Here is a 20,424-nt window from a genome sequence, read left to right as displayed (position 1 = left end):
GGCGGTCGCATCAGGGAATGGGCTTTATGGACGAGCGCCTCAAAGCCCCTCTTTAGCCGCCTCCACCAGTCGCGCCGCGTAGCGGGCCATGGTGTCGATCTCGAGATTGACGCGATCGCCGACCTGGCGTTCGCCCCAGGTGGTGACCGTCAGCGAGTGGTGGATCAACAGCACGTCGAAGCGGCTGCCTTCGACCTTGTTGACGGTGAGCGAAGTGCCGTCGAGTGCGACGGAACCCTTGGGCGCGATGAATTTTGCCAGGTCGCGCGGTGCATCCAGGGTGAAGCGAACGGCGTCGCCTTCCTCCTTGCGCCCCACGATCTCGGCCATGCCGTCGACATGGCCTGAAACGATATGGCCGCCAAGCTCGTCGCCGATCTTCAGCGCCCGCTCCAGGTTGATGCGCGTGCCGGATTTCCAGCCCATCGCGGTCGTCAGCCTGAGTGCTTCTTCCCAGGCCTCGACCTCGAACCAGCGTGCGTTGGCGCCGTCTTCCGGCAATCCCGTCACCGTCAGGCAGACGCCGCCGCAGGAAATCGAGGCGCCGATAGCAATGGTCTGCGGATCGTAGGCGGTGTCGATGCGCAAACCGACGCCTTCCCTGAGCGGCTTCACGGCAGCGACAGTGCCGACGTCGGTGACGATTCCAGTGAACATTAGTTTGGCCCCGTGAACATCAGTTCGGTCCTAGATGTCTCTTATCCATTCCGCATATGTATCTTCGCCGAAACGCATGTTGCGCAATTTGCGAAATCCCGGCGGGATATTGTTGGCATCGACCGGCGATGTAATGCCGCCCTCGCCGATCGCATCCGGCCCCTGAAACAGCACGATGCGGTCGACTAGGCCTTCCTCAAGGAACGCCTTGGCCACCTCGGCGCCGCCCTCGACCAGCACGCTGGCCATGCCGAGCGCCGCCAGATCCTCGAGCAGTTCCGGCAACGCAATATCGCCTTCATACGTCTCAGTGCCGATAAAGCGCACGCCGGTGCGTTCGAGCGCGGCGCGCCGGTGCGGATCGGCCTCGGCGCAGGCAGCGACATAGAGCGGCACACGGTTGACGCCGGCGACCAGTTTCGAAGTCTCGGGTAGCCTGATCTGACGGTCGAGTACGATGCGCGCCGGCGAACGGCTCTCCAGTCCCGGAAGCCGAACCGTCAGCGCCGGATCGTCCTCCAGTGCCGTGCCGATGCCGATCAATATGCCATCGGCTTCGGCGCGCATCAGATAGACTTCGCGCCGCGCAATATCGCCGGTGATGGAGACCTGTCCCTCGCCTTTCACGCCGATCTTGTTGTCGCTCGAAAGCGCAAGTTTCAGGATCACTTCCGGGCGTTTTTTCAGAGATCGAATTAAATAGCCGGCCATCTGCTCCGCGGCCTCGGCCGCCAACACTTTTTCCACCACTTCGACGCCGGCGGCACGCAAGATTGCATAGCCCTTGCCGGAAACACGCGGGTCCGGATCGCTGGCAGCGCCGACCACACGCGCCACGCCGGCACTGACCAGCGCATTGGCGCAAGGCGGCGTGCGGCCGTGATGGGCGCAGGGCTCCAGCGTTACATAGGCGGTGGCGCCGCGCGCCAGTTCGCCGGCCTCTGCCAAAGCCTCGGTCTCGGCATGCGGCCGGCCGCCGACGGCGGTGACGCCGCTGCCGACGATCATCGGCCCGTCGCCGTCATCGCGCACGATCAGCGTGCCGACGGAAGGGTTGGTCGAGGTCCGCCCGGCATTCTTGCGCGACAGCCTGAGGGCTGCCGCCATATAGCGGCGATCGAGGACCTCTTGCTCAGCCGTGCTGCGTTCGGACCCTGCCATGCTCAGCTGGCGTCCTCTTCGCTCTTCAGCTCTTCGCCCCTGGGCTCGTCGGTTTTGAGCTCGTCGCCTTTGAGTTCGCCCAACACGTCGTGGAAATCCTTGGCCTCGCGGAAATTGCGGTAGACGGAGGCAAAGCGCACATAGGCGACATCATCGAGCGACTTAAGTGCTTCCATGACCAGCCGGCCGACTTCCCCCGAGGCCACCTCGGTCTCGCCCGAGCTTTCGAGCTGGCGCACGATGCCGGTCACCGCCCGATCGATACGTTCCGGGTCGACATTGCGCTTGCGTACCGCGATCTCGACAGAGCGCAGCAACTTGTCGCGGTCGAACGGCACCTTGCGTCCAGACTTCTTCACCACGACGAGATCGCGCAGTTGTACCCGCTCGAAAGTGGTGAAGCGGCCGCCGCAATCCGGGCAGACGCGCCGCCTGCGGATCGCCGCGCCGTCTTCGGCGGGGCGAGAATCCTTCACCTGCGTATCTTCGGACTGGCAATAAGGGCAGCGCATGGAGAGCCTTCGGTTCGCGATTCTCGTGGAGCGAAAGGCTTAGAGGTTTTTGCCGCCGTGGCAAAGTATGGCCGATGACCGATCGCGTCTCAGAGATAGCGAGGCGCGAGGAAAATTGCGAGAGCGGCAATCAGTTGACAGCGGTCCGCCAATCAGGGCGCGACGTCGCCGGTCGGGAAGCCGCAAGACGTGCCGAGATAGCGATAGGCCTTGGTGAAGCCGTCCATCGATATGGTCGCGACCGGCTTGTCGGCGAAGCTGACATCGAGGGCGCTGGTGCGGCGCATGGCGCGCAGTACCGCGAGCGTGGTCTCGGACTTGTTGTCTATCATCCACTGTCCGTCGGCGATAAGACGAAAACCGGCCTTGATCTTGTCGTTGACGTCCCGGAACACCACCGGGATGTTATCGCCCTTGGGCAAGTCACTGTTTCTCACGGCGATGATGAGGCTCGGATAACCATCGGGTGGCAATACGTCGCCATTCGAGATGGCCAGTGTAAGGGTGCCGCTGGTGCCGTTTGCGTCGAAAAAGACCGTCGACGCGGCGCAGGTCTTGCGCACATCCTCACCGGTGTTGACCTCGTCCATCGTGGTGGACCACCTGCCGAAGGTCTCTGTCTTGGGTGTTGCCGGGGTTGGCTCGGTCTGCGCCAAGGCGCGGCCGGACAGCTGCAGAATAGCCGATGCCAGCAAGGCACCAAAGCCGGCGAAACGGAAAGTTTGCATCATTAAGCTTCTCCGCAGTTGCCTTGCTGTCGCACCGGAGTTGTCACGGGCGACACTCCGCGTCGGTCAACCAAGATACGGGTAAAGCGGAAAACGATCGGTCAATGCCGCCACCTTGGCCTTCACGGTCGCCTCGACGGCCGCATTGCCCTCGTCGGAATTGGCGACCTTCAGCCCATCCAGCACTTCGGCGATCAGCTTGCCGATCTCGCGGAACTCGGCCTGACCGAAGCCGCGCGTGGTGCCGGCCGGCGTGCCGAGCCGAACGCCCGATGTCACGAAAGGCTTTTCCGGATCGAAGGGGATGCCGTTCTTGTTGCAGGTGATGTTGGCGCGGCCAAGGGCAGCCTCGGCGCGCTTGCCGGTGGCGTTCTTGGGACGCAGGTCGACCAACATCAGATGGTTGTCGGTGCCGCCGGAGACGATGTCGAGACCGGTTTCCTGCAGACTGGAGGCCAGCGCCTTGGCATTGGCGACGACGCTCTCCGCATAGATCTTGAAGCTCGGCTTCAGCGCCTCGCCCAGAGCCACCGCCTTTGCGGCGATCACATGCATCAGCGGTCCACCCTGCAGGCCGGGGAAGACGGCCGAATTCATCTTCTTGGCAATATCCTCGTCATTGCAAAGGATCATGCCGCCGCGCGGCCCGCGCAGCGATTTGTGCGTCGTGGTGGTGACCACATGGGCATGCGGCAGCGGCGACGGATGCATGCCGCCGGCGACCAGGCCGGCGATGTGAGCCATGTCGACCATCAGATAGGCACCGATCGAATCGGCGATCTCGCGAAAACGCTTCCAGTCCCAGACACGTGAATAGGCTGTGCCGCCGGCCAGGATCAATTTCGGCCTGGTCTCATGGGCGGTCTTCTCGATCGCATCCATGTCGAGCAGATGATCGTCCCGGCGCACGCCATAGGAGACGACCTTGAACCATTTGCCGCTCATATTGACCGGCGAGCCATGTGTCAGGTGTCCGCCGGAATTGAGGTCGAGGCCCATGAAGGTGTCGCCGGGCTGCAGCAACGCCAGGAACACCGCCTGGTTCATCTGGCTGCCGGAATTCGGCTGGACGTTGGCGAAGTTGCAGCCGAACAGCTTTTTCGCGCGTTCGATGGCCAGTTCCTCGGCGACATCGACGAATTGGCAGCCGCCATAGTAGCGCTTGCCCGGATAGCCCTCGGCATATTTGTTGGTCATGATCGACCCCTGTGCCTCGAGCACGGCACGCGAGACGATATTTTCCGAGGCAATCAGCTCGATCTCGTGGCGCTGGCGGCCGAGTTCGTTGCGGATTGCGCCGAAAATCTCGGGGTCGGCATCGGCAAGCGTGGTTTCGAAAAAGGATTCGAATTTGTTCGACACTGCCGCTGCTGTTGCCATGGGTTGAAATCCTCAAGGTTCGGGGTCTGTCGCGCCATTAACACAGTTGCTTTCGGCCCGCCACGTTTGCAGCGCGAAATTTGCTGGCCGGATTGCGCCAGAGAGACTGGCAGCCTCTATTTCCTTGCCTGCCGGCCCTTCAGCAGGGCCTCGGTGAGCGTGATCTCGGTGAACAGCGCCTGCATCGTATGGTCGTTAATCTGGCCGCTGCGAAACATTGCGCGAACCGCTGCGCGTTCGGCCTCAATGCCCGCCAGCCTCAATTCGAGTTCCAGCCGTCCGGCCTCGCGGGCCTCGGCGCGCGCCTCGTCGGCTTCGTCGGAGGCAGCGATGCGGCGACGGTAGCCGGCGACGATGCTGTCGGCGGTGGTAAGCCGGGCGCCGGGTGTTTCCCCTTCATCGCCGTCGGTCGCGCCGGCCATGCTCTCGATGCGGGCGATGGCGGCCTTGGCCGCGCCCACGCGCGCAAGACGCTCCTCGGCAGCGCCAGGATCCTCGCCCGGCTCGACCAGCCCTCGTGCCACCTTGGGTAAGGCAAGGCTGGCAATGAGCAATGAGCAGATGATGACGCCTGCGGCGAGGAAGATCACCACGTCGCGCGCCGGAAAGGGCGAACCATTCGGCATGGCGAGCGGCAGCGACAGGATGCCGGCCAGCGTGATGGCGCCGCGCACGCCGGCAACAGAGCCGGCGATCCGAACGCGCAGCCCGAACGGCTCGGCCTTCTGCTCGCGTAATCGCGCTGAGACGCGCGTCGCAATGTCGCCGACCCAGATCCACAGGAAGCGCAGCCCGATCAGGCATAGTGTCAGCGCGACCACCGTGGCGATTGGCTGGATGACCGGATAGCGGCTGCCGAGCTCAGGCGGCACGTTGCCGATGATTTCGGGAAGCTGCAACCCGAGCAGGATGAACAGCGCGCCGTTGAAGACGAAGGATAGCGTCGTCCACAGCGATACGGTCTGTATGCGTGCCGAGACGCCGAGAAAGCGGAAAATCCCGGAGCCGCCGGTGAGCACTCCGGCCGTGACCGCCGCCAGAATGCCCGAGGCGCCGACATTCTCGGCGCCGAGATAGGCGATGAACGGCAGCAGGACCATGACCAGCACCTGCACCTCGGCCGGCACGCCGCCGATACGGTTCAGCAATTGCAGCGCCTTGGCGGCGACGAACAAGGCAGCCACGCCGGCCAGGATGCCGGCAGCGACGGCATAGAGGAAAGTCACGGACGCCGCGACGAAGGAGAAGCTGCCGGTCAAGGCAGCTGCCACCGCAAAGCGGAACATCACGAGGCCCGACGCATCGTTGAGCAGCGCCTCGCCCTCCAGGATGTGCATCAGCCGAGCCGGGACCAGGCTCTTGTCGACGATCGAGGAGACGGCCACCGCATCCGTCGGGGACAGCACCGCAGCAAGTGCGAAAGCGACGACGAGCGGGATGCTCGGGACAAGCCAGTGCAAAGCGTAGCCGAAGCCGACAATGGTGAAGAAGACCAGCCCGATGGCGAGGTCGAGGATCGGCCCGCGCAGCGCGATCAGTTCGCGCTTGGGCGCACCATAGGCGTCGCTGAACAGCAGCGGTGGGATGAACACCAGCAGAAACAGCTCGGGATCGATCTCGACATGCATTCCGCGCACCGGCCAAGCCAGTGCCGCGCCGATGGCGATCTGCAGCACAGGTAGCGGAACCCGCACCGGCCGGACCAGCGCGCCCGAAACGGCGACGAAGATAAGCACGACCAGAATGAACATTGCGACATGCATGATGCGATTTCCGAATACGGCGCCGCGCGTTCTTTTGCCGGCGATCAGTCCAGCAAAGCTTGCCGCGAAAGACTCGGCAACGAAAAAGGCCGCCCTTCCGGCGGCCTTTTGCAAATGAACTCAGCTGCTTAGAGCGCGGATGTGATCTGCAGCTCGTTGGCTCCGTCGAGGCCGTAAATGTCGTCACGGAACTGGACCACGCCCGGCCCTGTCGACCAGGCCGAGACGTAGAGAAAATAAACCGGCACCGGATTGGTGACCTGCACCGGCGTGTTCTCCCCGGTCTTGATCGCCGCCTCGAAATGCTGGCGATCCCAGCCCGGTGTGTCGCGCAGAATCCAGGTGACGAGGTCGCGCACGTTCTGGACCCGCACGCAGCCAGAGGAATCGAAGCGCATCAGCTTGCCGAACAGGCTCTGCTGCGGCGTGTCGTGCATGTAGACGCCGTCCGGGCTGGGGAAATTGATCTTGACCGAGGCCATCGCGTTGCCGGAACCGGGATCCTGGCGGAAGCGGTATTTGGCGGCATCGTCGGTCGACCAGTCGACCGTCATTGGGTCGACCTCGCTGCCGTCCGGCGCAAACAGGCGGATATGGCTATCCTTGAGATAGTTGGGGTCCTTCCGCATCAGCGGAATGATGTCCTTGCGCACGATCGAGACCGGCGCGTTCCAGTACGGATTGACGATGATTTCGTTGATCTTGGAATTGACGATCGGCGTCTGGCGATCGATCTTGCCGACGATTGCGGTGTGGCGCAGCACAACGCGGTCGTTCTCGACTGCCTCGATCTGCGCCGCCGGGATGTCGACCAGAACATAGCGGTTGCCAAGCGTGCCGGCCCGCTCACGCAGCCGTTGCAGATTGGTCTGCAGCTGACCAAGCCGAACCGGCGCCGACACGTTCATTGCCGCGAAAGTATATTTGCCCGTGGTTCCGTCGGCCGGCAAGCCGTGACGCAACTGGAAGCGCTTGAGCGCCGAGTCGACGTAAGAATCGAACGCTTCCGAGAGCCCGGCGCTCTGCGCCAGATCGCCCGATATCATCAAGCGCCTGCGCAGCGGCACCACATCGGGATCCTCGACGCCAAGCTGCAGCTTCTTGGTGTCTGGAACCTGCTCCCAGCCGCCTTGCGCGACGATATTCTGATACTGCATGATCGCCTGCTCGGTGAAGGACACCGTCTGCAGGCTGAAGATCGGCAGCGTCGAGGCAACCTTGCCGCCTTCGCTGGCACGCGCATCGAATTGGTCGTCCCAATTGCCGCGCGCCGAGGATTTCAGGATATCCCCGATCACATCCTGCGCACTGGCGCGGCCGGCGACCATTGCGGCTGCGAGCGCGGAGGCTCCTGAAAGGAAGAAACGGCGGCTGGTTCTCATGGACGTTCCAGACATTCTTGCTACAATTCAACCCACCGGGCGGTCTCGCCCGCACTCTAGAGTTGGCTTCTTAACAATTAGCCAACCATGGCCCGCATCACTTCGGTGTAAAACCACATGGGAAGTGACTTGAGCACAGGACAAATGCACGGCTTTGGCCCCAGCATCACCCGCATCTTCGGTTCCATTGGAATATGGCGGCAACGTGGCTGTTGCTCGAATTTGGATCGGCCGGCCTGACGAAACGGCAAGACCGGTGCTTTTCGGCACCGGCCTTTGGTCCACTCCGCGGCAGCATTTCCGTAGTCCAGCTTCAGATCTTGATGCGGCGGATGCGATTACATCCGGTAGGCGATGGTATCGTTCCAGAACCGATCCAGGCGCTGCAGGGCGCGGTTCATCTGCTTGAACTCTTCCGTGTTGATGCCGCCAACCTGCTCGATCGAACCGACATGGCGCTCGTAGAGGCCGGCGACGACTTCCGCCACCTCATTGCCCTTCGGCGTCAGCGAAACCCGCACCGAACGGCGGTCGATGCGCGAGCGCTGGTGGTTGATGAAGCCGAGATCGACCAGCTTCTTCAGATTGTAGGAGACATTCGAGCCGAGATAATAGCCGCGCGAGCGCAGTTCGCCGGCGGTCAGCTCCGAATTGCCGATGTTGAACAGGAGCAGCGCCTGGATGGCGTTGATGTCGGAGCGACCGTTGCGGTCGAATTCGTCCTTGATCACGTCAAGCAGACGGCGATGCAGCCGCTCGACCAGCTGCAGCGATTCCATGTACAGCGAACGGATCGCCTCGCGGCGGTCATCGGATACGTTGGCGGTCTTCGCCGCCGGACGCGAATTGATCATTGTCTTTGCCTCTCGTTTGTCGCCCGGTGATTTTTTGTTCTTCACCTTGATCGCGACACTATCGAATACTCATAAAATTCGACTTAAACGCCAAGGCTAACAAGAGCTTACCGGTAAGGGGTTTCGAAAGAGGCTTAACGGACGGTCACCCGAGCAAGGATAATTAACCTAAAGATTTAGCCAACGATCCTGGCCGGAATTGCTATCGCCGGGGTTGCCGCTTCTGGATCCAGATCACCACGCGGAACACTATGTAGAGCAGCGCCACCGCAAGGTGCGAGGCGACGATCAGCGGCCGGTGGCCGAACAGCTCGGGGAAGCCGGCATACATGACGCACTCGGTCACCGCGCAGATGAACCAGATCACCGGCCCCCAGGACGCCAGCATCCAGAGGCCGGCGGCAGCGAACGGAAAAAACACCGCCAGCACCACCGCCGCCACCTGCCAGTGCACCGGCATCAGGTCGAAGCGCCACAACGGGCCGGGGTAAAAGCCGATCAGCCGGATCCAGTACAAGATGCCGAACAGCAGACAGTAGCCGGCGATGACGCGCTGGAACCAGGCGAAGATGACCTCGATCGTCGAGGGCTGCAGCACCACGCGTCTCGAGGCGACCTCGCTCACAGCTTCAGTTCCCGTTCGCCGAGCGGTGCGAAATAGGCGTCGACGTTGGCGGCGCTGACGTCATCGATGCCTGCCGGCCGCCATTGCGGCGTCGAGCCTTTATCGATGATGGCGGCGCGGATACCTTCATAGAAGTCGTGCCCGGCAAGCATGCGGTTGAGGATACGGAACTCCATTTTCATGCACTCGTCCATCGACAACGTCTGCCCGGCGCTGATCTGGCGCCATGCAACATGCAAGCTGGTCGGTGAACGTGTGCGGATGGTGGCCAGCGTCTTTGCCGCGAACTCGTCGGCAGCGGCTGCCCGCTCCAGGCTAGCGACGATATCGGCCAGCGACGGCTGCGCGAAATGCCGGGCGATGGCTTCCAGCGTCGGCCTGTCGGTCTCGCGCCTGGCCGGGACGAAGCAGCCGCGCAGCACCGATTCCGGGTCGCCGCTTTCCGCCAGACGGTCGAGGAAGCCGGCCTGGCCCTCCGCCTTGATCGTATGGGTGGCGAGGCCCGACCACAAAGCATCGCCATAGCGGATGCGGTTGCCGGTCAGCGCCAGATACATGCCGAAGCTGCCGCCGAGATCCGGCAACAGATGGCTGGCGCCGACATCCGGGAAAAAGCCGATGCCGACCTCGGGCATGGCAAACTGGGCGTTCTCGGTCAGCACTCGCTGCGAGCCATGGAAGGAGATACCTACGCCGCCGCCCATGACGATGCCGTCGATCACCGCGACATAGGGTTTCTTGAAGCGGGCGATGCGGGCATTCAGCCGGTATTCATCGGCGAAGAAATCGACCGGAGGCCTTCCTGCGCGGCCGGCTTCGTAGATGTGGAGGATGTCGCCGCCCGCCGAAAATGCCCTGCCCTCGGCCTTGACGACGACAACGTCGACGCCGTCGTTGCGCTCCCAACTGCGCAGCGCCTTGTCCAGCGCCTTGACCATGCGGTGGGTTACGGCATTGAGCGCCTGCGGCCGCGTCAGCGTGACGACGCCGGCCCTGCCCAATCTTTCGAAGCGAATCTCGTCGCCTCCGCCAAAATCCATCGCCAGAGAATCCCTCCCCGCGCCCGCCGGGAGTGAAGTGCTAAAGCGTGGCGCATGGCCGCGTCAATGGCGGCGCCCAATCCGCTGCATGGTCGTCGGCGTCACCCAGTGCTAATGCTGGCGCTTTGAACCGGAAGGTTGAACCATGCCTTGGTTGCCGCGCCTTGCTGTTGTGGTGGTCGGCCTGATCGCTGCGAACGCTCCTCCCGTATCGGCCGGAACCGTCGACGAGCTCTATCAATCGCAGACCATCGTCACCGGCCAGGGCGAGGTCAACAGGCAGATCGGTTTCAAGGCCTGCCTCGATGCGGTGCTGGTTCGTGTGTCCGGCGATCAGCGGCTGCCGAAGAGAACTGAGATGGCGGCGCTGCGCGACAAGGCCGGCAGCTTCGTTGCCGAATTCCGCTATCGCGACCGTCTCGAAGGCATTCCGGTCCATGACGAACAGGGCACCCATGACCGGCCGCACGATCTCACTTGTCTGTACAGGCCTGACGTTATCGATCCGGTGCTTGCCACGCTCGGCAGCAAACCATGGCTTGGCGAGCGGCCACGCCTGGTAATTTTCCTGGCGGCGGAGCAAGGCACAAGGCAGTTCGTGCTGACCGCCGACGATGAGCGCGGGGCGGCGATGCGCGAATCGTTCGTCAACGCCACCGGTCCGCTGGTCATGCGGATTGTGTTTCCCGAAGCGTCGCTGCTATCGGCCTCAAAGCTTAACGACCAGGCCCTGCGCCATGCCGATATCACGACGCTGGACCAGCTTGCCAGGAAGGCCGGAGCCGACCAGGCGCTCGCCGGCAGTATCGTCTGGAGCGACAAGGAACTGGGCTGGATAGCCGACTGGCGGCTTGCCTTGAATGGCAAGAGCTACAATTGGCAAGTGCGCGGCGTCAGCTTCGACGAGGCATTCCGCGTCGCCATGCGGGGTGCTGCGCAGATCCTATCGGGCAATGGGCAACCAGAATAGCGCCCGACAGGACCGCTGGCACAATCGTGTCGCATTGGTCAGCAGCGAAAGCTCGTGGTAAAAGCCGCCCGATCCGGAGTTTTTGCGATGAACAAATTCACCCCTGCAAAGCCTGCCGGCGCGCGCAGCGTCGACGAGATCACCGGCAGCCGGCGGCTGCGGCGCATGCGCAAGGCCGATTGGTCGCGCCGCCTTGTCCAGGAGAACCGGCTGTCGGTCGACGATCTGATCTGGCCGATCTTCGTCGTCGACGGCAGACAAGTGCGCGAACCGATTGCCGCCATGCCCGGCGTGTTCCGCCTGTCGCTCGACCTCGCCGTCAAGGAGGCTGAGCGAGCGGCCAAACTTGGCATTCCGGCGATCGCCACTTTCCCCAATGTCGAGCTCGGCCTGCGCGATCAGACCGGTTCGCATATCCTCGATCCGGAAAACATCATCAACCGTGCCACCCGCGCCATCAAGCACGCGGTGCCGGAGATCGGCATCATCACCGACGCCGCGCTTGACCCTTTCACCTCGCATGGCCATGACGGCATCTTGCGCGAGGGCATTATCGTCAATGATGAAACGGTGGAGCAGGTGACGGCGGCGGCAGTCATCCAGGCGGCGGCGGGGGCCGACATCATTGCCCCCTCGGACATGATGGACGGCCGGATCGGTGCCATCCGCGATGCGCTCGACGCCAATGGATTTCAGGATGTGGCGATCATGTCCTATGCGACCAAGTTCGCATCCGCCTTTTACGGCCCCTATCGTGAGGCGGTCGGCACCGCCGGCCTGCTCAAGGGCGACAAGAAGACCTATTACATCGACCACGCCAATTCCGACGAAGCGGTGCGCGAGGCCGAGCAGGATCTCGCCGAGGGCGCCGACATGCTGATGGTCAAGCCCGGCCTGCCCTATCTCGACATCATCCGGCGGCTCAAGGACGAGTTGCAGATGCCGACCTTCGCCTATCAGGTCTCGGGCGAATATTCGATGATCAAGGCCGCCGCCGCCAATGGCTGGATCGATGGCGAAAAGGCGATGCTGGAATCGCTGCTCGCCTTCAAGCGCGCCGGCTGCGACGGGATTCTCACCTACTTTGCGCCCGAAGTGGCGGCGATGCTCAAGGGGTGATGCGCCTTTGTAGCGTCTACATCGAGTAGTGTTCGTTCGTCCAAAGCGCGACATGGAACGCCGCAGGACATCGCTTCAAGTTTACGCTGCCCCTCGTTGCCCTGCCGGGCATTTCTCGCCGTAAAGTGGCAGGGAGAAAGACGCGTTCGTAAAAGATTTCACCAATCTCCAGCGTTGCAAAAATATCGACGTTGCGGCCAGCCCCTTCTCCCCGTCACTATACAGGGAGAAGCTGCCGGCAGGCGGATGACGGGCGGCGCCGACATTGAGATTAGTTATTCCAACATGATTTGGAAGCGATTGCCCCGCCGGCGATTCAAAATACCGCTTGCAAAATGCAATCAGTTAAGCTACCCCGATAACTGCTTGCATCTCACAATTGGTTATCGAGGAGGCTCTCATGTCCAAACTTCGCGTCAGCGCTTTCACCTTGTCGATCGACGGCTTCGGCGCCGGTCCCGACCAAGACCTGAAGAACCCGCTGGGTGTTGGCGGGGAAGCCCTGCACGAATGGATGTTCGGCACCCGCACCTTCCGCAAGATGGTCCTCGGCAAGGATGGCGGGACCACGGACACTGACGAGGCGTTCGCCGCGCGCAGCTTCAAAAACATCGGCGCGTGGATCCTGGGCCGCAACATGTTTGGGCCGATCCGCGGCGAATGGCCGGATGACAGCTGGAAAGGCTGGTGGGGTGACAACCCGCCCTACCATGTGCCGGTCTTCGTGCTCACGCACCATCCACGTGATCCCATTGTCATGGAGGGCGGCACGACCTTCTATTTCGTGACCGACGGCATCCACTCAGCGCTGGAGAAGGCGAAAGCAGTGGTTGACGGCAAGGATGTACGGCTGGGCGGTGGCGTTTCTACGATCCGGCAATATCTCAAGGAAAAGCTCATCGACGAAATGCATCTGGCGATCTCACCGGTCCTGCTAGGCGCCGGCGAGAGCCTTTTTGCCGGCATCGACATGCCCAAGCTCGGCTATCGCTGCAGCGAGCAGGTCGCGACGCCGAAGGCCACGCATGTCATCATCGAGCGCACCTAGCTTGTTGCAGGGCGCCGCCATGGAGGCGCCGCCTTCCTCGCCGCTTTAGTCAGTACTTCTCCGGCACATACAGTTCGCGCGGCAGTACCTGGCGCTCGTATTCGGGATTGAAGACGCGCTCCGGCAGTGTGATCTCTTCGTGCGGCACCTCCTCATAGGGCATCTGCTTGAGGAGATGGTCGATGCAGTTCAGCCGTGCCCGCTTCTTGTCGTTGCCCTCGACGATGAACCACGGGGCTTCCGGGATATTGGTGCGGGCGAACGTTTCTTCCTTGGCCTTGGTGTACTGCTCCCAGCGCACGCGCGACTGGAGGTCCATCGGCGACAGTTTCCATTGCTTCATCGGGTCATGGATGCGCATCAAAAAGCGCATCTGCTGCTCCTCGTCAGTGATCGAAAACCAGTATTTGACAAGCGTAATGCCTGAGCGGACCAGCATGCGTTCGAAATCCGGAACGTCGCGGAAGAACTCCTCGACCTGATCCGGCTGGGCAAAGCCCATTACCCGCTCGACGCCCGAGCGGTTGTACCAGGAGCGGTCGAACAGCACGATCTCGCCGCCGGCCGGCAGATGCGGAACGTAGCGCTGGAAATACCATTGCGACTTCTCGCGCTCGGTCGGCGCCGGAAGTGCTGCGACGCGGCAGATGCGCGGATTAAGCCTCTGGGTGATGCGCTTGATAACACCACCCTTGCCCGCCGAGTCGCGGCCCTCGAAGACCACGACGAGCTTCTTCTTGTGATAGGCGACCCAGGATTGTAGCTTGATCAATTCGGATTGCAGCGTGATGAGATTGCGAAAATACTGCAGGCGGTCGATCGATGGCGGATGCGCATTCTTGTAGATCTTGGCGATCTCCATCGACAGCGCCGGCTCCGAGATTTCCAGCTCATAATCTTCGTCGAGCGTGTCGGCGAGTTCCGCTTCCAGCCAGTCCCTGGCCGGGGAATTCTGTTTTATCTCGGTCATTTGCGCTGCTCCGCTTACAGGCCTTGCCGGCCGCTGTCAGGCGCTCTGCCGCCCGGCCCGGCGGCCGGAAATCGAAGCGCTGGACCGATGTTAGTATAGGCCGGCAATGACGGTTTTATTGCAGCCACTACTGCGCCGGCTGTGCGTTCAATCCGCAAGATGTGATCGAGCTTGCCCTGCGGGGCGGGCGACAAGCGGAACGAATTATCCTACAAATGCCCGGTTCACTGAGGGGCTGTCGTTTGCAACGCCCTTTCCCGATAAATCGTGAGGATACGACATGGAATACCGCACTCTCGGCCGTTCCGGGCTGAAGGTTTCGACCCTGACCATGGGCACCATGACATTCGGCGGCGGCGGCGCGTTTTCGGCGGTTGGCAAGACCGACCTCGACGAGGCGCGTCGGATGATCGACCTTTGCATCGATGCCGGCGTCAATGTCATCGACACCGCCAACGTCTATTCGAACGGGGTGTCGGAAGAGATCATCGGCGAGGCGCTCGGCGGCAAGCGCAAGGGCGACGTGTTGATCGCCTCCAAGGCGCGCATGCGGATCGGCAAAGGCCCCAATGATGAAGGCCTGTCGCGCTACCATCTGATCCGCGAATGCGAGAGGAGCCTGAAGCGCCTCAGGACCGATGTCATCGACATCTATTTCCTGCACGAGTGGGATGGCCTGACACCGCTTGAGGAAACCATCGCCGCGCTCGACACGCTGGTCGCGCAGGGTAAGGTCCGTTATGTCGGCTGCTCCAATTATTCCGGCTGGCAAGTTATGAAGGGGCTGGGGATCAGCGACCGTCATCACCAGCCACGCTTCGTCACCCAGCAGATCCATTACACGCTGGAAGCGCGCGAGGCCGAGTACGAATTGTTGCCGATCTCGGTCGACCAAGGGCTCGGCGTGCTGGTCTGGAGCCCGCTTGCCGGCGGGTTGCTGTCCGGCAAATACCACCGTGACCAGCCGACCGCCCGCCAGCTCAGCGGCTGGTCGGAACCGCCGATCCGCGACGAGGACCGGCTGTGGCGGATCGTCGACGTGCTGATCGATATCGGCAAGAACCACGGTGTGTCGGCAGCGCAAGTGGCGCTTGCCTGGCTACTCGGCCGGCCCGCTGTCAGTTCGCTGGTGATCGGCGGACGAACCGAAGCGCATTTCAAAGACAATATCGCCGCTGCAAGCCTTGTGCTTGCCGATGAGGAGCGCACACGGCTCGACGTGGTCAGCAGGCCGCCCGTGCTCTATCCCTACTGGCACCAGCAATTCACGGCAAAGGACCGGTTCGGGCCGGCCGATCTCGTCCTCGACCGCGACGGCGCCTGAAAAGCCGGGCTCTCCGGACTGCGCCGAGATATGGAGCCCGATCGTGCCTTGCGGTGTTGTGTTTGCGGTCCAATGCTCCTAGGCAAAGGCCAAGCACAATGAAAGGAAACGATATGGCACGAGCACCGAACTACGGTCAGGAACGCAAGGAACGCGACCGGCAGAAGGCTGCCAAGAAGGCGGAAAAGCAGGCTGCCAAGGTCGCAGCCAAGGAGCGATCGAAGCCCGAGGGCGAGAGCGAGTCCCAAACCAAAACCGAAACGACCGAGTGATGACGCCCGGCCTGTCAGGCGGTCCGGGCCTCGGTCAAATCCCGCTATGCCTCAGGCGGGCGCCTTGTCGCTGACGAAGACGTTCACTTCACGCGCGGCGGCAATAAAGGCCCGTCTTGCGTTCATGGCCGGCTTGTCGCCGGCCAGCGCATCATGACAGGCTTGCAACGCTTCGCGGTGCTTGGGGCTGCGCTTGCCGGGCCAATTGTTGAGGAGGTAGTCGGAAGCCTCGCGGGCCGTACGCAAGAGCTGATTGCTTCCCGCCGCGCCCTTGACGGTCACGGGTGTGTCAAATCGGTTGTTTTCCATCGCTGCTCTTACGCCATCGGCATTTGCGAAGCGAGACCGAAAGTAGCATTCTTCGCTCATCTGCTCTTTTCGTGATCAATGGCAGCCGATCCTCACTCAAGCGACGACGGCAAATCCCCGGGCGCGCAGGCCGCGCCGGTCGTTGCGCAGCGAGGTCACCAGCCGGTCGCGGCTGCCGATGATATGGGCCGAAAGCAGGCGGGCGGCGCTATCGGCATCGCCGGCCCGCACCGCCGACAGAATGGCATGGTGTTCGGCCCAGGCACGGCCGAGCGCTGCCTCGTCGCGAACCTCGAGCCAGCGGGCGCGCGACAGGCGTGTCATCACGTCGCGAACCGCTCTGAACAGGAACTCGTTGCCGGATAGACGCGCCAACTCGATATGAAAATCCCTGCCGACGCGATGCCATTCCTCGCGCGGCGTCTTGTCGTCGCAAGAATCGAGCATCGCCTCGATGATTTCGACGGCACTTCTGTCCTGCAAGGTGCAAGTTAGTCTGAGTGCCGCGACCTCGACCGCCTCGCGATAGACGGCGATCTGCTCGAGTTCAGCAAGATTGATGGGCGAGACCGTCCAGCCGCGGCCGTCGCGGCAGATCAGGCCTTCAGTCTCGAGCCGCAGCAATGCCGCCCTGACCGGCGTGCGCGATGCACCGAAGCGGCTTTCGACCCAGCGCTCCGTCAGCCGCTCGCCGGGACCGATCTCGAGCCCGAGGATCATCTCGCGAAGCTGCTTTTCGACGTTCTGCATCTGCGACATTGGCGTTCCGTTCAGGTCATTTGTTCCGGCAATCGGGTCACTGGCCGGCGTTGGCCGATCACGCCGGCCTTTGTCGATCATGTTTGAGAGGCCCGCATTGACAGCGACGGGGCTTGCGTTCATGACAGATACCAGTTTGGTATCCCAAATTGGTATCCGTAGCAAGTTTCATGCAAGCTGGCCGGACAGGACATGACATGCCGCAAGACGCCGCCCTCGCCATGCAAGGCACGCACAACGTCCACTGGCGCCGCAATCTCGCCGTGTGTTTTGCCGGCTCGTTCAGCACGCTTGTAGCGATGACGCTGCTGTTGCCCTTCCTGCCGCTTTACGTCGAGCAGCTGGGCGCCGAGGGCCATGCGGCGATCGTGCAGTGGTCGGGCATCGCCTACGGCGCCACCTTCCTTGCTGCCGCGCTGGTCGCGCCCCTGTGGGGGCGGCTAGGCGACCGCTACGGCCGCAAACTGATGCTGGTGCGAGCCAGTTTCGGCATGGCGCTGTGTATGTCGCTGACCGGCATGGTGCAGACCGTCTGGCAATTGGTGCTCTTGCGCCTGCTGATCGGCTTTGCCGGCGGCTATTCTTCGGGCTCGACCATCCTGGTTGCCATGCAGACGCCGAAGGATCGCTCCGGCTGGGCGCTGGGCGTGCTGTCGGCCGGAATCACGGCCGGTGCCCTGGTCGGTCCGCTGCTTGGCGGCGCGCTGCCGCCGCTGATTGGCATCCGCGCCACATTCCTGCTCGCCGGCGGCGTCATTTTCCTGGCTTTTCTGGCAACCACCTTGCTGATCAAGGAGGCCCCTCGCCCGGTTGCCGCCAAGGCCGCGTCAGAAGAAAAAGTGAAAGACGGCTGGTCGCAGATTCCCGACAAGCGCCCCGTCGTCGCCATGCTGGCGACCGGCATGCTGTTGAGTTTCGCCACCATGTCGATCGAGCCGATCATCACCGTCTATGTCCAGCAGCTCATCGAAGATCAGAGCCAGGTCACGCTGGTCTCCGGCATCGTCATGTCCGCGGCAGCGCTAGGCGCCATCCTGTCGGCGTCGCGGCTCGGCAAGCTCGCCGACCGTATCGGCCACTGGAACGTCATCGTTGCCGCACTCGCCGTCTCGGCGCTGCTGCTGATCCCGCAGGCCTTCGTTACCCAGGGCTGGCAGCTCGTCGGCCTGCGTTTCCTGATGGGCCTGGCGCTTGGCGGTCTTTTGCCCTGCATCACCAGCGTCATCCGCCACAATGTGCCCGACGGGGTCGGCGGCAACGTGCTGGGCTTGTCGATCTCGGCGCAATATGTCGGGCAGGTCGCCGGACCGTTGCTCGGCGGCTTCGCCGGCGGCCATTTCGGTATGCGCTCGGTGTTTCTCGGCACATCCATTCTGATGGCGGGCGGAGCGGCCTATAACTGGCTGGTCCAGTCGCGCCGCGAACGCGACATGCTGGCGGAAGCCGGCAAATCCTGACACGGTTCGCGGCACTATCTCAGGCGGTCGCCAGGAATCACGGAGGCGTGGAAATGAGCACGGATGAACACGCGGCAGGCGGCCGCATTCTGGTTCTTGCCGGCGGCCTATGCGGCGCAACCGGCGTGGCGCTTTCGGCGGCGGCGGCACATCTCGGCGGCGCTTTCGTCGGTACGGCCGCATCCTTCCTGCTCTTGCATGCGCCGGTCTTCCTTACCGTCGGGCTGCTCGGTGGCAATAGCATTCTGCGAACCGGAAGCCTCATCCTTCTCGTCGGGCTTCTGCTATTCTCGGGAGATCTTTTGGCCCGCGACTTCCTTGGCTCGCGGCTGTTCCCGATGTCGGCGCCGATCGGCGGCACGCTGCTCATCGGCGGCTGGCTGGTGATGGCCGCTTCTGCGCTGGTGCGGCCGCGCCGCCATTGATGCGGCAACCAGTGGCGGCCGCTGCTCCTTCGCCAGCCGCCCTCGATCCACGAGCTCTGTCTTGCCAGCTCAGTCTCGCGGACGTTCGGGCCGGACTTGGCCATCGCTGTTGGTCGTCTTGACTACACGCCGCCGCTCCGGCCGTTCGGTGGCCGGCGAGATGCCCCAATAATTGCGATAGATGTCTTCGAACAGACGCTTGATCGGGTGCATGGTTTAATCTCCTCTAGTTTTTTGAATCGATCCAATCAGCGGGCACAAAAATAGGCCACCGATCAGCTCCGCTTGCGTCCTACGAGGAAACCCAGGTCGCGAATCCACGGACCGGTCCTGTTTCGCCGCTTCCGGGCCTCCGCGCTCGAACGGATGCTCCAGTCGTTCCGGTAAATGTCCTCGAACAGATAATTGACGGGGTGCATGGCGCTCTCCTCTTGTATCGATCCAATCTGGGGACGAAAAACGCTCTTGGATCGATTCAAAGAATACGCATCGCACCACAAATGTCAAGCAAAAATTTGAATCGATCCAACGAAGGTGTTAGGTAGTCGGCGATACTGTTGGACCGGAGTCCCGGAGACAAACAAATGGCATCACTCACCGAAGGCAGGAGGCCCATCCGGCTGGCGGACATCGCCAAAGCCGCGGGCGTATCACACGGCACTGCCTCCAATGTCTTCAGCCGTCCCGAAATCGTACGCGAGGAAGTCCGCGAGCGGGTCAAGGCGGCGGCCGACGCGCTGGGCTACGCCGGCCCCGATCCAAAGGGCCGCCTGCTGCGCGCCGGCAAGGTCAATGCGATCGGCGTCGCCACAACCGAGCCGCTGTCCTATTTCTTCGACGACCCCTTTGCGCGCGTGATGATGGCCGGCATCTCGGAGGCATGCGACGCCACCGGCGCGGGAATAGCCCTCGTGTCGGCCGGCAACGAGGAAAAACTTGCCTGGAATATCCAGAGCGCCCTGGTCGACGGCTTCATCCTGTTCTGCATCGAGGGCGGTCCGCGCCTCGTCGAACTGACGCGCGAACGCAAGCTCCCCTTCGTCGCGCTCGAGCTCGGCTCGCAGGACGCCACGGTCTCCGCGATCGGCGTCGACAATGTTGCCGGCGGCCGGCTCGCGGCGCGCCATCTGGCGGAACTTGGACATCGCCGCTTCGCCGTGCTGTCGCTGGCCTTCGCCGACGACAGCACCGGACTTGTCTCGCCCGAGCAGGTCCGGACCGCAGTCTATACAGGAACCCGTGACCGCCTCCTCGGCTATCTCGAAGAGCTTTCCCGGTTCGGCGTCGATACCGCCAAGGTGCCGGTCTACGAGACTGAAAACGATGAGGCCAGCACAAAGGCCGGCCTCGAAACCCTCTTCGCCTCGGCAGAACCGCCGACCGCCATCCTGGCGATGTCGGACCGGGTCGCGATGGAAGCATTGGAATGGCTCAGCGCGCGGGGCATCGCGGTTCCTCGCGATGTTTCCGTCGTCGGCTTCGACGGCGTGCCTGAAGCCGCAATTTGCGAGCCTCCGCTCACCACCATCGCCCAGCCGATCGCCGAGATCGGCCGCCGGGCAGCGCGAAGAATCCTCGACTTCGACGGCACGGTGCGGCGAGAAACGCTCGATGTCGAACTTGTCGTCAGGGCGTCGTCCGGGCCGCCGCCAGGCACAGGTTGACTGGG

At 62.7% G+C, this 20,424-nt stretch carries 23 protein-coding genes; 9 read left to right on the top strand and 14 right to left on the bottom strand.

The window, feature by feature from the left end; translation table 11 throughout:
- Positions 1-39: 39 nt before the first annotated feature.
- From NKI58_RS09235 to NKI58_RS09210, 6 genes are all read right to left on the bottom strand, one after another.
- On the bottom strand, positions 40-657 hold the full coding sequence (locus NKI58_RS09235) for a riboflavin synthase (protein ID WP_352786409.1): 618 nt from the start codon (positions 655-657) through the stop codon (positions 40-42).
- A gap of 30 nt (positions 658-687) precedes the next feature.
- The gene (gene ribD / locus NKI58_RS09230; RefSeq protein ID WP_352786407.1) at positions 688-1,818 is read right to left on the bottom strand and encodes a bifunctional diaminohydroxyphosphoribosylaminopyrimidine deaminase/5-amino-6-(5-phosphoribosylamino)uracil reductase RibD; all 1,131 of its coding nucleotides are present in this window, start codon (positions 1,816-1,818) and stop codon (positions 688-690) included.
- Positions 1,819-1,820: 2 nt separating this feature from the next.
- Entirely contained in the window at positions 1,821-2,330 is a 510-nt protein-coding gene (gene nrdR / locus NKI58_RS09225) for a transcriptional regulator NrdR (protein ID WP_023674492.1), read from the bottom strand.
- Positions 2,331-2,482: 152 nt separating this feature from the next.
- On the bottom strand, positions 2,483-3,061 hold the full coding sequence (locus NKI58_RS09220; protein WP_036238056.1) for an invasion associated locus B family protein: 579 nt from the start codon (positions 3,059-3,061) through the stop codon (positions 2,483-2,485).
- A 63-nt stretch (positions 3,062-3,124) separates the two neighbouring features.
- On the bottom strand, positions 3,125-4,438 hold the full coding sequence (glyA, locus tag NKI58_RS09215) for a serine hydroxymethyltransferase (RefSeq protein ID WP_352449301.1): 1,314 nt from the start codon (positions 4,436-4,438) through the stop codon (positions 3,125-3,127).
- A 116-nt stretch (positions 4,439-4,554) separates the two neighbouring features.
- Positions 4,555-6,201 (bottom strand): Na+/H+ antiporter, encoded by a 1,647-nt coding sequence (locus tag NKI58_RS09210; protein ID WP_352786403.1) that lies wholly within the window; start codon positions 6,199-6,201, stop codon positions 4,555-4,557.
- Here NKI58_RS09210 and NKI58_RS09205 point away from each other — a divergent pair.
- Entirely contained in the window at positions 6,196-6,333 is a 138-nt protein-coding gene (locus tag NKI58_RS09205) for a hypothetical protein (protein WP_156937265.1), read from the top strand. The genes NKI58_RS09210 and NKI58_RS09205 overlap by 6 nt on opposite strands.
- Here NKI58_RS09205 and NKI58_RS09200 read toward each other — a convergent pair.
- The 4 genes from NKI58_RS09200 to NKI58_RS09185 all read right to left on the bottom strand — a co-directional run bounded on the left by NKI58_RS09200 (position 6,330) and on the right by NKI58_RS09185 (position 10,102).
- Positions 6,330-7,583, bottom strand: coding sequence for a L,D-transpeptidase family protein (locus tag NKI58_RS09200; protein WP_023674488.1), 1,254 nt, complete (start codon positions 7,581-7,583; stop codon positions 6,330-6,332). The two genes, NKI58_RS09205 and NKI58_RS09200, sit on opposite strands and share 4 nt — an antisense overlap.
- Positions 7,584-7,921: 338 nt before the next feature.
- On the bottom strand, positions 7,922-8,437 hold the full coding sequence (gene ldtR / locus NKI58_RS09195; RefSeq protein ID WP_023674486.1) for a transcriptional regulator LdtR: 516 nt from the start codon (positions 8,435-8,437) through the stop codon (positions 7,922-7,924).
- Between the two features lie 202 nt (positions 8,438-8,639).
- Positions 8,640-9,062 carry a DUF6163 family protein gene (locus NKI58_RS09190; protein ID WP_023674485.1) on the bottom strand — a complete coding sequence of 141 codons (423 nt, stop codon included), beginning with the start codon at positions 9,060-9,062 and terminating at the stop codon, positions 8,640-8,642.
- Positions 9,059-10,102 carry an enoyl-CoA hydratase/isomerase family protein gene (locus NKI58_RS09185; protein ID WP_352786400.1) on the bottom strand — a complete coding sequence of 348 codons (1,044 nt, stop codon included), beginning with the start codon at positions 10,100-10,102 and terminating at the stop codon, positions 9,059-9,061. The genes NKI58_RS09190 and NKI58_RS09185 overlap by 4 nt, the downstream gene beginning before the upstream one ends.
- Positions 10,103-10,247: 145 nt before the next feature.
- Between NKI58_RS09185 and NKI58_RS09180 the strand changes: the two genes are divergently transcribed.
- The 3 genes from NKI58_RS09180 (at position 10,248) to NKI58_RS09170 (ending at position 13,239) form a co-directional block, all read left to right on the top strand.
- On the top strand, positions 10,248-11,072 hold the full coding sequence (locus NKI58_RS09180) for a DUF8605 domain-containing protein (protein WP_023674483.1): 825 nt from the start codon (positions 10,248-10,250) through the stop codon (positions 11,070-11,072).
- 87 nt (positions 11,073-11,159) lie between these two features.
- Positions 11,160-12,191 (top strand): porphobilinogen synthase, encoded by a 1,032-nt coding sequence (hemB, locus tag NKI58_RS09175; RefSeq protein ID WP_352571471.1) that lies wholly within the window; start codon positions 11,160-11,162, stop codon positions 12,189-12,191.
- A gap of 400 nt (positions 12,192-12,591) precedes the next feature.
- Complete coding sequence (locus tag NKI58_RS09170) at positions 12,592-13,239, top strand: dihydrofolate reductase family protein (protein WP_352571472.1); 648 nt, start codon at positions 12,592-12,594, stop codon at positions 13,237-13,239.
- 49 nt (positions 13,240-13,288) lie between these two features.
- Here the strand turns inward: NKI58_RS09170 and ppk2 are convergent, their stop codons facing one another.
- On the bottom strand, positions 13,289-14,209 hold the full coding sequence (gene ppk2 / locus NKI58_RS09165; protein ID WP_352575879.1) for a polyphosphate kinase 2: 921 nt from the start codon (positions 14,207-14,209) through the stop codon (positions 13,289-13,291).
- Positions 14,210-14,489: 280 nt separating this feature from the next.
- Here ppk2 and NKI58_RS09160 point away from each other — a divergent pair, with 280 nt between their 5' ends.
- A complete protein-coding gene (locus NKI58_RS09160; RefSeq protein ID WP_352449292.1) occupies positions 14,490-15,533 on the top strand; it encodes an aldo/keto reductase in 1,044 nt (347 codons plus the stop codon).
- Positions 15,534-15,646: 113 nt separating this feature from the next.
- A complete protein-coding gene (locus NKI58_RS09155; protein WP_352449291.1) occupies positions 15,647-15,805 on the top strand; it encodes a hypothetical protein in 159 nt (52 codons plus the stop codon).
- Positions 15,806-15,856: 51 nt separating this feature from the next.
- Here the strand turns inward: NKI58_RS09155 and NKI58_RS09150 are convergent, their stop codons facing one another.
- Complete coding sequence (locus tag NKI58_RS09150) at positions 15,857-16,114, bottom strand: DUF982 domain-containing protein (protein WP_023674477.1); 258 nt, start codon at positions 16,112-16,114, stop codon at positions 15,857-15,859.
- A gap of 96 nt (positions 16,115-16,210) precedes the next feature.
- Positions 16,211-16,873 carry a GntR family transcriptional regulator gene (locus NKI58_RS09145; RefSeq protein ID WP_352571474.1) on the bottom strand — a complete coding sequence of 221 codons (663 nt, stop codon included), beginning with the start codon at positions 16,871-16,873 and terminating at the stop codon, positions 16,211-16,213.
- A gap of 197 nt (positions 16,874-17,070) precedes the next feature.
- Between NKI58_RS09145 and NKI58_RS09140 the strand changes: the two genes are divergently transcribed.
- On the top strand, positions 17,071-18,330 hold the full coding sequence (locus tag NKI58_RS09140) for a multidrug efflux MFS transporter (protein WP_023674475.1): 1,260 nt from the start codon (positions 17,071-17,073) through the stop codon (positions 18,328-18,330).
- Between the two features lie 53 nt (positions 18,331-18,383).
- Positions 18,384-18,755 carry a DUF423 domain-containing protein gene (locus tag NKI58_RS09135; RefSeq protein ID WP_352786396.1) on the top strand — a complete coding sequence of 124 codons (372 nt, stop codon included), beginning with the start codon at positions 18,384-18,386 and terminating at the stop codon, positions 18,753-18,755.
- A gap of 69 nt (positions 18,756-18,824) precedes the next feature.
- Here NKI58_RS09135 and NKI58_RS09130 read toward each other — a convergent pair whose 3' ends face one another.
- Complete coding sequence (locus tag NKI58_RS09130; RefSeq protein ID WP_352786394.1) at positions 18,825-18,968, bottom strand: hypothetical protein; 144 nt, start codon at positions 18,966-18,968, stop codon at positions 18,825-18,827.
- Positions 18,969-19,339: 371 nt separating this feature from the next.
- On the opposite strand from NKI58_RS09130, the gene NKI58_RS09125 reads away from it, so the two are divergent.
- Entirely contained in the window at positions 19,340-20,419 is a 1,080-nt protein-coding gene (locus tag NKI58_RS09125) for a LacI family DNA-binding transcriptional regulator (protein WP_352786393.1), read from the top strand.
- Positions 20,420-20,424: the final 5 nt, after the last annotated feature.

This window comes from Mesorhizobium sp. M0522 (assembly GCF_040321085.1).
GTDB lineage: Bacteria > Pseudomonadota > Alphaproteobacteria > Rhizobiales > Rhizobiaceae > Mesorhizobium.
The sequence above is the reverse complement of the archived record's forward strand: the minus strand, read 5'-3'. Positions and strand labels throughout refer to the sequence as shown.